This is a genomic window from Hydrogenophaga sp. (assembly GCF_030373225.1).
Classification (GTDB): Bacteria; Pseudomonadota; Gammaproteobacteria; order Burkholderiales; family Burkholderiaceae_C; genus Hydrogenophaga.
Genome location: NZ_JAUCZG010000006.1, coordinates 107,464 through 119,499, shown reverse-complemented (window position 1 = coordinate 119,499; position 12,036 = coordinate 107,464). Strand labels below are relative to the sequence as shown.

At 67.7% G+C, this 12,036-nt stretch carries 5 protein-coding genes; all 5 read right to left on the bottom strand.

What is annotated here, in order from left to right; genetic code table 11:
* Positions 1-31: 31 nt before the first annotated feature.
* Positions 32-1,900 (bottom strand): potassium transporter Kup, encoded by a 1,869-nt coding sequence (locus QUV35_RS05550; protein WP_300871475.1) that lies wholly within the window; start codon positions 1,898-1,900, stop codon positions 32-34.
* Between the two features lie 130 nt (positions 1,901-2,030).
* Entirely contained in the window at positions 2,031-3,323 is a 1,293-nt protein-coding gene (gshA, locus tag QUV35_RS05545; protein WP_300871474.1) for a glutamate--cysteine ligase, read from the bottom strand.
* A gap of 93 nt (positions 3,324-3,416) precedes the next feature.
* Positions 3,417-4,697: a glutamate-5-semialdehyde dehydrogenase gene (locus tag QUV35_RS05540; RefSeq protein WP_300871472.1), complete on the bottom strand. Its 1,281-nt coding sequence runs from the start codon at positions 4,695-4,697 to the stop codon at positions 3,417-3,419.
* Positions 4,698-4,776: 79 nt separating this feature from the next.
* Positions 4,777-10,536, bottom strand: a complete 5,760-nt coding sequence (locus QUV35_RS05535; protein WP_300871471.1) for an Ig-like domain-containing protein — start codon at positions 10,534-10,536, stop codon at positions 4,777-4,779.
* Positions 10,537-10,539: 3 nt separating this feature from the next.
* Positions 10,540-12,018 (bottom strand): hypothetical protein, encoded by a 1,479-nt coding sequence (locus QUV35_RS05530; RefSeq protein ID WP_300871470.1) that lies wholly within the window; start codon positions 12,016-12,018, stop codon positions 10,540-10,542.
* Between the last annotated feature and the right edge of the window lie 18 nt (positions 12,019-12,036).

Genomic DNA, 12,036 nt, shown 5'->3' with positions numbered 1-12,036 from the left:
CCCAAGCGGCGCAGCGCGCAGGCCGGTCTGTCTAGATTTCGATTTTCGAGCCCAGCTCGATGACCGCGTTGTTCGGCAGGTGCAGGAACTGCGCGGCCGCGCTGGCGTTGTGGTGCATCTGGGCGAACAGCTTTTCGCGCCATGGCGCCATGCCGCCGCCCAGCGTGGGTGTGACGACATCGCGGGACAAGAAGTAGCTGGTGGTCATGGGTTCGAGTTCACAGCCGTGTCCCCGCATGAGCTGCAAGGCCTTGGGCACGTCGGGCTCGTCCTTGAAGCCGTAGTTCAGCGTCACGGCCCAGCAGTCGTGCGCCAGCGCCTGCATCTGCAGGCGCTGGCCGGCGGCGATCCAGGGCACTTCGTGGCTGCGCACGGTCACGAACAGGTTCTGCTCGTGCAGCACCTTGTTGTGCTTGAGGTTGTGCAGCATGGCGTTGGGCACGGTGCCCGGCTCGGCGGTGAGGAACACGGCGGTGCCGGCGACCCGCACCGGCGGGCTCACGAAAACGGCTTCCAGAAAACTCGGCAGGTCCAGTGCATCGGCTTGCTGGGCCTGGGCCATGAGGCTGCGGCCGCGCTTCCAGGTCATCATGAGCGTGAACACCACGCCGCCGATGAGCAGCGGGAACCAGCCGCCGGCGAACAGCTTGAGCAGGTTGGAGGTGAAGAACGCGAGATCCACCACGAAGAAAAAGCCGGTGGCCGCCAGACACAGCCACAGCGGGTACTTCCAGCTGTAGCGGATCACGTAGAAGGTGAGCACGGTGGTGATCAACATGTCCAGCGTGACCGCGATGCCGTAGGCCGCAGCCAGGTTGGTCGACGACCGGAACATCACCACCGCCAGCACGATCGCAGCGAACAGCGCCCAGTTGACGAAGGGCATGTAGATCTGGCCGGTGTCGTGCTCGCTGGTGTGCTGCACCTGCAGCCGCGGCAGATAGCCCAGCTGCATGGCCTGCTTGGTCACGCTGAAGGCCCCGGTGATGAGCGCCTGCGAGGCGATCACCGTGGCCATGGTGGCCAGCAGCACCAGGGGCAGCAGCAGCCAGTCGGGCGCCATGTTGAAGAAGGGGTTGACCACGGCTTGCGGCCGGGCCAGCAACAGGGCGCCCTGGCCGAAGTAGTTCAGCGTGAGGCAGGGCATGACCACCAGGAACCAGGCCAGCCGGATCGGCTTCTTGCCGAAGTGGCCGAGGTCGGCATAGAGCGCTTCGGCACCGGTGACGCAGAGCACCACCGCGCCCAGGATGATGAAGGTGGTGCCGGGCTGCTGCCACATGAAGCGCAGCGCATGGTGCGGACTGAGCGCGGCCAGGATCTCCGGGTGGTCCACGATCTGCACCACGCCGAGCACCGCGATGGTGATGAACCACACCACCGTGATCGGGCCGAAAAACCGGCCGATGCCGCCGGTGCCGCGTTTTTGCACCGCGAACAGCGCGAACAGCACCACCAGCGTGATCGGCACCACGTACTGGCGAAAGGCCGGCGAGATCACCTCCAGGCCCTCGACCGCCGAGAGCACCGAGATGGCCGGCGTGATGACGCCGTCGCCATAGAAGAGCGCCGTGCCGAAGATGCCGATGGCCAGCAGGGCCTGGCGCAGCCCGGGCCGGTCTTTCACCGCGGTGGAGGCCAGCGCCAGCATCGCGATCAGGCCGCCCTCACCGCCGTTGTCCGCCCGCAGCACCAGCAGCACGTACTTCAGCGAGACGATGACGGTGAGCGTCCAGAACAGGATGGACAGGACGCCGTAGACATTGGCGTGGGTGAACTCGACGTGGCCGGATCCGAAGACCTCCTTGACGGCGTACAGCACGCTGGTGCCGATGTCGCCATAGACCACGCCGATGGCGCCCAGGGTGAGCGCGGCAAGAGACGATTTGGAAGCTGACACGAAAAAACCCGGCCTTTTGGGCCTGGGTTCGTTGTCCGGGGATCGCGATTCTGCGCCTGTGCCGGCCGGCGTGTCGGTGGGCTGGGCGCCCCAAAACGCGGCTTCTGGGTTTATGTTGCGCCGCAGCAACTCATTCGTAGACCTCGGCGTCGGGGTCGGTCGCTTCCAGCTCGTAACTGGCCGCGAGCATGGCCAGACGGCCGATCACCCCGTACATGTAGAAGCGGTTGGGCACGCTGGCACCCGGCTTCACACCGGGCTGCGGCAGCTGGGCGCTCTGCTCGAAAGCCAGCGGCACGTAGCTGGAGCCGGGGGCGTTGAGGTTTTCGTCCACACCGCGGTCGGCATGCACGCGGTAGAAGCCGCCGACCACATAGCGGTCCATCATGTAGACCACCGGTTCGGCCACGGCGCTGTTGATGCGCTCGTTGGTCAGCACCCCTTCCTGGATGATCACCTCGTGCACCGCCTGCCCGGCCTGCGTCACGGCCATGTGGGCCCGGGTCTTGTCCGGGAGGTTGTCGATCTCGCGGGCGTCCCGCACCGTGAGGATGCCCATGCCGCCGGTGCCGTTGTCGGCTTTCACGACCACAAACGGCTTCTCGTTGATGCCGTATTCCTTGTACTTGCGGCGGATCTTGCCCAGCAAGGCGTCGGTGTTGCTGCGCAGGCACTCGAGCCCCGCGTCGGTGTTGAAGTCGACCTCGCCACACTGGTTGAACATCGGGTTGATCAGCCAGTGGTCCATGCCCAGCAGCTTGCCGAAGCGCTTGGACACCTCCTCGTAGGCCTTGAAGTGGTGGCTCTTGCGCCGCGTCGGCCAGCCTCCGTGCAACGGCGGCAGCAGGTACTGTTCGTGCAGGTCTTCCACGATGCCGGGCACGCCGGCGCTCAGGTCGTTGTTGAGCAGGATGGTGCAAGGGTCGAAATTCTTCAGGCCCAGGCGCCGCTTGGTGCGGATCAAAGGCTCCAGCACCACCTTCTCGCCGCCGGGCAATTCGATCGTGGTGGGCACCTTGATGTCGTTGGACATGGAGCCCAGCCGCACATTGAGACCGGCCATGTAGAAGATGCGCTGCAGCTGGGCCAGGTTGCTCAGGTAGAAGGAGTCGCGGGAGTTCTCGGGAATCAGCAGCAGGTTTTTCGCCTCCGGGCAGATCTTTTCGATCGCGGCCATGGCCGCCTGCACCGCCAGCGGAATCATCTCGGGGGTGAGGTGGTTCCAGCCGCCGGGAAAGAGGTTGGTGTCCACAGGAGCGAGCTTGAAGCCGGCGTTGCGCACGTCCACCGAGCTGTAGAACGGCGGCGTGTGTTCCATCCACTCCAGCCGGAACCACCGCTCGATCACCGGTGTGGACTCGAGGATGCGCTGCTCAAGCTCGTTGATGGGGCCGGTCAGGGCAGTGACGAGGTGGGGGACCATAGGAGAGGGCCTTGGGCGGCAACGGGTGGGGGTAGTCAGTGTAATGGGGCCGTGTGACACCCTTTCAAGGCGACGGCGGCTCGCCCCCCCCGATCAGCCCCGCACCTCGCCCTCGCCCAGCACCACGTACTTCAGCGAGGTCAGGCCCTCGACACCGACCGGCCCGCGCGCGTGGAACTTGTCGGTCGAAATGCCGATTTCAGCGCCCAGGCCGAACTCGAACCCATCTGCGAAGCGGGTGCTCGCATTCACCATGACGCTTGCCGAATCAACCTCACGCAAAAACCGCTGCGCATGCCGGTGGTCGGTGGTGAGGATGGCGTCGGTGTGGTGGCTGCTGTAGCGGTTGATGTGGGCGATGGCCTCGTCCACACCCTCGACCAGCTTGATGCTGATGACAGGAGCCAGGTACTCCTCGGACCAGTCGGCCTCGGTCGCCTCCTTGAGGTTCGCACCCGGCACGGTCGCGAGCATCGCCCGGCTTTCGGGGCAGCAGCGCATTTCCACGCCCTTGGCCGCAAAGATGGCGCCGATCTTCGGCAGGAAGCCGGCCGCCACGCCACGCGCCACGAGCAGGCTTTCGGTGGCGTTGCAGGGGCTGTATTTCTGGGTCTTGGCGTTGTCGGCCACGGTCACCGCCATGGACAGGTCGCAGGGGTCGTCCACGTAGGTGTGGCAGTTGCCATCGAGGTGTTTGATGACCGGCACCCTGGCTTCGGCGCTGATGCGCTCGATCAACCCCTTGCCGCCGCGCGGAATGATCACGTCCACGTACTGCGGCATGGTGATGAGCTGGCCCACGGCAGCGCGGTCGGTGGTGGGCACGAGCTGAACGCCGTCGGCGGGCAGGCCGGCATCGACCATGGCGCGTTGCACCAGTGCGGCCAGGGTCCGGTTGGACTCGATCGCCTCGGAGCCGCCGCGCAGGATGGCCGCGTTGCCGCTCTTGATGGACAACGAGGCGGCCTCGATGGTCACGTTGGGGCGGCTCTCGTAGATCATGCCGAACACGCCGAGGGGCACCCGCATCTGTCCGACCCGGATGCCGCTGGGCATCTGCTTCATGCCGGTGATCTCGCCAATGATCTCGGGCATGGCCGCGAGCTGTTCGCAACCCTGGGCGCAGGTCTCGATCACCTTCGGCGTGAGCTTCAGACGATCCACCATCGGCTCGGCCAGGCCGGCGGCACGGGCACGGTCGAGGTCCCGGGCATTGTCCTGTTGCAGGGCGTCAACGTTGGCGCGCAGCAGGGAAGCCAGACCCAGCAAGGCGCGCTGCTTGGTGGCCGCACTGGCCTGGGCCATGAGCGCCGAGGCCGCTTTGGCCTGCTGGCCCAGGGTGTGCATGAGTTCGGTGGTGTTGGTCGCGTTCATCGCGCGATTTTCGCAGAGCCGTCGCCCCGCTGCACCCGGCACGAACCAGGGGCTGCCATGCCCCTGGTTCATTGGACCGCTACCGGGAGCAGGGCGCGGTGGCGGGGAGGCTGTCGGACACCATGAACTCGAAGGCTTCACTGGTGGCCGACAGGTGGTTGGCAGACTCGGCCTGGGTCACCCAGATCCGGTGGGTCAGGCGCGGCGAGCGCCCGCTCTGGTCGGGAACCGCCAGCGCCAGTTGCCCGACGTTGCCCGGCGTGGGCTGAGACCGGTTCCAGTTCCAGAAAAACCCACCGGAAGATCCGTACTGGACGGCGCCATCGCTGTCGCTGACAAGGCTCACACCGGCCAGGGTGGTCTGGTTGGGCAAAGGCCAGGTGATCAGGGTCGGGGGGAGCGTCGGACAGGTTTCCTGCTCGAACTCGACCCAGGGCTTCACCCGCAACACCAGCCGGGGAACCGCCTTGCGCACGGTGAGCACGGCGGTGACGGGCCGGGACTGGCCCTGCGTCGCCGTGATGATGGCCGTGCCCGCTGACCGGATGCTCACCCGGTTGAGGTCGGAAATGGTGGCCACATCGGGGTTGCTGCTGGTCAGCACAAACGGTGTTGTGGTGTCGCTGCTGCCGGGCAGCGGCATGCGGAAATCGGCGTCGCCAAAGGTCATGGTGACATCCTGGAAGCCCGTGAGCACCGAAGGCGACACGCTGATGAGTGCGTCGACATGTGCCGCGCGGTACGCCCCCGCAGCCGCCTGCCTGGCGCGCAGCACGGCGCTGCCGGGCGCCCTGGCCACCACCGCCCCGTTTTCGATCACCGCGACGAGCGCGCCGGTCGCGCTCTGGCTGTTGAGGATCTCGTAGGTCCAGGCTCCCGTGGTGTTGAGGGAAACCGGCTCCACGATGGGGCGCGTCGGCGCATCCAGGCTCAGGCTCATGGACTCGAAGCCGCGCAGCTTCGGATCGCCCGGCAGAACGGTCACGGTCACGCCGCGCACGCCGGCATGGTTCGAGCAGGACAAGGTGGCCTCTCCCACCCCCACGGTGCGCCAGCCCTGGTGAGGGTTGTCGTTGGAGTAATCCTCGCGCAGCACGGCCGGGTTGCTGGACCTGAGGTTGCAACTGACCAAGGGCGCGAGGTTGCCGCGGCTGTCACGAACAGACGGGACCACCACCGTGTTCTCGATGTTGAAGTCCAGCGTGAACGGCAAGCCCAGGTTGTACTGCTGGTCCACGGCAGCGACCTCGATGTTCCTGGCGACCGGAGGACTGTTGGCCACCAGGGTGTTGAATCCGGGGTCGGTCGACCGGAAAGAGAAGCCAATGCGGTGCCCCGCTCCCACCGGTGCATCGATGGCCATCCTGAAGACCATGACACCGTCTTCATCCACCCGGGTGGGTATCGACTGGGAGATCAGCGTGATGTGGTTGCTGAGGCTGACGTCCGAACCCTGGAAGGCCAGAAGGATGGGCTCGACGTCACCGGCTCCGGCCAGGCTGTTGGCCCGGTACCGGATCTCGAAGGTGCCGCCCTGCAGGACAGGCGCGGCAGGCGCCGAGGTCACGACAAAGCCCGGATCCCCCGCTGCGATGGTGATGCTGGCCACCACGCTGGCCTGGAGGTGGTTGGCATCGGGCGCCTGGGTGGCGGTCACCTGCACGGTGCCCGTGCCCTGGACCAGCAGCATGCCCTGTGCGTCGAGCCGAACGATGCCGGTGGCGCCGCCGGTGACGGCATAGCGGATGGCGCCCGTGCTGCTCGACGTGGCCCTGAGGGTGGTCGCCAGGGTTGTGGAGGGCAGCACCGTGTCGGCCAGGATCAAGCGGGGCAGTCCGGCTTGAACGGTCAGCACGGCCGAGGCCACCACCCCATTGGCACCGCTGCGTGCTGTCAGCACGGTCGTGCCCACGCCGGTCAGGCTCACGGTGCGGCTGTCGGCGCCGCCGATGAGCGCCACCGCAGGGTTGTCACTGGTGTAGCTGACCGACACGCCGCCCAGCATGGCGGGCAGCTCGAAACCAGGGTCGCCATGGCTGCGGGTCATGTTGTCGAGTGAAGCAAGCGCCTGATTCACCGTCACCGGGATGACGACACTGCCGCCCGACCACGAAGCGTCCGGCCCCTGGGTCAGCGTCAGGCGGGCGGTGCCGGGCCCCACCAGCGTGACGGTGAGCCCGTTGACCTGCGCCACGCCGGGCGCGTCGCTGCTCAGTCTGAACTCACCGTTGCTGGGCGACAGGGGTGACAGCGTGATGGCTGTGCTGGTGCCGGTCCAGGTGCGCTCGATGGCGGTGGGCAAGCCCGACATCACCGGTGTGGCGGGTCCGACGGTCAACACGGCACGCACGGCCACCTCGGCCTGGGTGTCGGTGGCGGGGTGCTTCACCGTGACCCCGGCCGTGCCGACCGAGAGCAGGCGCAGGGTCTGGCCATCGGGCTCCACCGTGGCCACCAGGGCGTTGTCCACCTCGACCACCACCGGGCGGCTGCTGAGCGTGGTGTAGGGCGGGAGCACCGTGCCCCGATCGACCGGCACCGTGAAGTCGAACAGCGTCAGGCCCGTGGCCTCGGGTGGTGTCACGGTGAGAGCGATCTCGGCGCGACCGGGGGCGTACTGGGTCCAGCCCGTGACCTGCGTGGCCACGATGACCGTGCTGCCCGCCGCACCCTGGAGCGTGACCACGCCGTTGGCATCGATGGTGGCCACCGCCTCGTTGGTCGAGAGGTACTCGATGGTCGTCGGGCTGTTCGACGTGGCACGCAAGGCGAACGGCAGGTCGCTGGTGCTGCGGGTGATGGCCCGCCGGGCGCCGAAGCTCAGGGTGTTGGGCTGCGCATGCACGGTCAGCGTGGTGTCGGCCTGCCCAGACTCGTACGGAAAGGCCGCGGCCTGCACCGCCCGGATGACGGCGGTTCCGGCGCGTTTGACCTTGATCTGTGTGCCGCTGACGATTTCGGCCACGCCAGGATCGAGACTGATGTAGGTGAACGCACCCGGACTGTTCGAGAGCGGTGTCGGGATGTCGAACGTCAAGTCGGCATCGTCAAAGTTGCGCGTCATGGGCGCAAACTCGATCACCGGCGCGCCGGCCGACAGTTTGATGACGATGGTCCTCTCGGCGGTGGTGAAGGCAGCGGTGGCCGCCACGACCACCTTGACAGCGGCTTCACCGGACGCGGTGGGTGTCAGTGTGCGGCCGTCGGCACCCAGGGTCACCGGACCGTACAGAACGCTCAGGGTGATGGCACCCGGGCTGTTGGTCTGGATGGCCGGGCGGAATGCGCCCTGCGCCAGCGAACGCTCGATCAGCGCGTCGACCACCAGTGTGGGTGCCACAGGTTCGATGGTGGTCGGTGCGGAAAGCACCACGTTCACGTTGGCACTGATCCGTGACTCGACATAGCCGTCTCCCGGGGCCTGTGTGGCAGTCAGCGTCACGCTGCCGGCCCTGCCGGTGAGGGTCAGCGTGTTGCCGACGAGGGTGGCCACGCTGGTGTCGCTGCTGCTGTAGCTGATGGCACCCGAGCGGTTGTTGGACTCCAGCACCGGCAACGTCAGCGTCGGAGCGGCCGCATCAAAGACGATTTGCGGCGGGACCGACCAACGCAACGAGGCTTGCTCTGCCGTGATGTGGACCCTCGCGCTGGCGCTGGACGCCGTGTGGTTGGCATCCTCCGCGACCGTCACGGTGACCGTGGTCTGTCCCGGGCTCAGCGGCGTGATGGTCAGGCCTTGCGCTCCTCCGACGGTCGCCACGGCGGCATTGCTGCTGGTCACCGTGACCACACCATTGCCACGCTTTTCCACGGCAAGATCAAAGGGGCCCATGGCAAGTTGTCGGTAGACATCCCGGACCTGCAGGCCCGGGTCGCGCGGGTTCACGGTGAGTGTGGCGGTGGCCTCTGCGCCCTGGAACCGGGCGGTCGATGCCACGCGTGCGGTGATGCTGGCGCGGCCGGCCCCGACGATGCGGATGAAGCGCCCCGTGCTGTCGACGACGGCGACCGCTTCGTTGCCGCTGCTGAAGCTGACCGCCCCATCGCTGGAGGTGCCGACCTGCGGCGTGAAGGCGGCATCGCCAAAGACCCTGGACATGTCCGACAGCGTCAACGACGCTGCCGTGGCCGGCTGCTGGCGCACGGTCATCAGGGCGCTCACCGATGCACCGGCGTGCGTGGGCGTGGCCTGCTGGGTGAGCGTGATCAGGCTGGTGCCCGCCAGGCCGGTGAGCGTGACGGTCTGCGCGTCGTTGCCGACCGTTGCCACCGCGCTGTTGCTGCTGGTCACGACAATCGGCTCGGCCGTGCTGTTTCGAAGGGTCCAGGCGGGGACAAAGGGGGTGTCCACCGCGAGTTTTTCGAACGGTGCCAGTGCCAGCGTGTTGGCAACGAGAGGCTGGGCGGTGATGGTCAGCGTCGTGGTGTGGGTGCTGGCGGCAAAGTGGCCCGCCTCGACCTGTGTGGCCATCAGCGTGGCGGTGCCCGGCTTGACGGGGGTGATGCTGCCGTCGCTGGCCAGCGTGGCCAGATCGGGCGGCTCGGGATTGACCAGCGAGAAGGTCACCGCGCCCCCACTGTTGCTGATGAAAGCCGGCACGAATGCCGCATCACCCACCGCCTTGGCGATCGGGGCGAAGGTGACCAGCGGCAGCGCCGGCAGCACCTGCAGGCGGACGCTGGCCGTGGCGGGCCCGTGGCGCAGCGGATCGGCAGACAGTGTTGCCGTCAGCGTGGTGCTGCCCACCCCGAGCACGGTCACGCGCTGGCCCGCAACGGTGGCCACCGACGGGTCGGAACTGGTGAAGCTGAAACCGGCGGAGCTGCCGGAGGGCTTGTCCAGGTCGGGCAGATCGAACGCATTGGCGGCGCTGTCCACCGCATCGAAGGTGCGCACGATGTCGTTGAAGCCGGTGATGAAGAAGTCTGCGGCGCGCACGGTGAGCACCGCTTCCACGCTGGCTTCGGCATGGTTGCCACCGGCCTCGACCTGCGCACGGATGCGGGTCGTGCCCACACCCCGGCCAGTGATCTGGTTGGCTGTCACGTCGGCCAGCAGGCTGTCTGCCACGGTGTAGGTGAACGGCCGGGTGAGCCCGGTCTGGCTGGCGGGTGGCTGCAGGGTGATGGTGGTCCCCAGGGTCACCATCTGATCGCTCCAGGTGAGCACCGGGACGACCGGAAGAACCTCCAGTTCGGCCCGGGTGCTGGCGGCCGCGAAACCACCCTGCGCGGCCTGCTGCGCCACGATTCCGGTTCTTCCAACGCCCTTCACCTCGACCATTCCTTGCGGCGTGACGTCGGCCACGGCCGGGTTCTCGCTGCTGTAGGTGATGGCGCCCTGGCTGTTCGATGTGGGTGGCGCCAGGTTGAACGATGGCGTGCCGAACACCACGGGCGCCAACGCCCAGGGATTGAAGACGGGGGCCTGCCCCGACACCCGCACGGTGTAACGGGCGCTGGCCGACGGATAGGGAGCGGCGGGCGCCTGCGTGGCGGTGATCGTGGCGGACCCGACCTGCAGCGCGGTGACGGCGCCGCTGCGTGCGTCCACCTCGGCCACGGCGGGATGGCTGCTGACATAGGTCACGGGGCCCCGGCTGTAGCGGCTGGTGGCCGTCTGTGTGGCGGTCTGGTTCACCACCAGGTCCACACTGTCCTGCGCAAACGAGATCTGCTGCAGGGTGGTGATGACCATTCCGGTGATGCTCACCGACGCCCATGCCAGTGGCGTGCACAGGAGCAGCAGCACCAGCAACCGACGCGGTCGTGGCAGCCAGGAGGCCAGGTGGGTCAGGAAGGCGCGGCCCATCCGCGAGGACAAAGGGGAGGCTTGCATGGCTCAGTTCCCGGTGACGTTGAAGGACACCAGGGCAAGACCGCCACCAGCGAGCAAAACGACGGCTTCCACAGGGACCGTCTGACCCACGGCGATGCCGGGCAGGCGGCCCACGCCGATGTACAGGGAAGTGCCCTGCACCCACAGCAATGGCTGTCCGTTGGCTCCGACGTTGGCCACCTGCAGTCCATTGATGAACAGGTCGGCCACGGCGATCGCCGGATCGACCAGGCTCAGGATCAGGGCCTCGGGCGTGGCGGTGGCGGTGGCGCCGGCCAGACCGCTTTTGTCGAGACTGGCCAGCAGGGAGGGACGGGCGGTCGGGTCGACCCGGGCCATTGCACGGGTGGGCAGCTGGCTCGGGCGGGTGAAGACCTCGTCGAGCCGCTGCAGCGCCGGCAACGAGCCACCCGCGGCAGACCGGCAGACCGGCGCCGCCTGGCCCAGCGGCAGGTTGAGGCCGGCGACCAGCCGGGTCTGGCTGGACTGGGCCTGGCGGCTGGCGTCGCGCGACGCGGCCAGCATCCACGGGCCTTTTCTCACACCCAGGCTGAAGCGGTTGCTGGCCACCCCCGATGCGACGCTGCCCTCCACTTGCCAGCAGCCGGGCAGCGTGTGACGGACATCGAGGCTGGCGCTCAGGCGGCGCTGTGCGGCTGTGGAGCCGTCGAGAAACCGGTGCAGCAGGCGTTCGCTGCCGAGCCCGATCCGGATGTCACCGTTGGGCCAGGGCGCCATGCCCAGGCCCAGAGAAAACCCTTGCAGGCGGCCCGGCGATATCTCGCGCGGGTCGACCAGGAAGCGGATCAGGGTGGCGGTTTCCTCGGTCATGACCCGATCCGCCACATCGGGCTTGCGGGCCTGCGCGAGGTAGGCGCTGGCGCTCACGTGCGTGAGCAGCGAACCACGGTCGAACTGTTTTCTTGCGCGCAGCAAGGCACTGCCCTGGTTGACCGTGACCTCGTCGGAACCGGAGTGGAAACGGTAGCTGTCGGTGCTGCGCAACCATCCCAGCGAGAGTCCGATGTGCAGATCGGCCCCGGGCGAGTACAGGCCGTTGAACATGAGGTCTTGCGCGCGGCGGGCACCGGCGCTGGCGTTGACGCCGAGTGCCCAACGATCATTCAGCAGCCTGGCGTAGTCGACGCCCACCGAAGCCCCGGCGTCCACGCCGGTGTTCGCCCCCAGGCGCAACTGCAGGCGCTCGCGGCTGGACCCGCTGCGGTAGCTGGCCCCCTGTTCGTTGAGCGTCAGGCCGCCGGCTTGCACAGACGCAGCGGCCGAGGGGGTGCGCCCTGGCCGGCGGTCCGGCTCGGTGGGGCTGCCGTCGGCAGGCGCCGGCTGTGTGGCACCGGCGGAAACGGGAAGGAGATCCCTGGCCACGGAGGTGGCAGGCAGGAGCGTTGCGCCCAGCACGACGAAGGCGCAACGGGACAGACCGGGCAGTGGCATGGCAATGGACTCGCGGGGGGGGTGGGACACGCGTGCCAGAGGCCACGC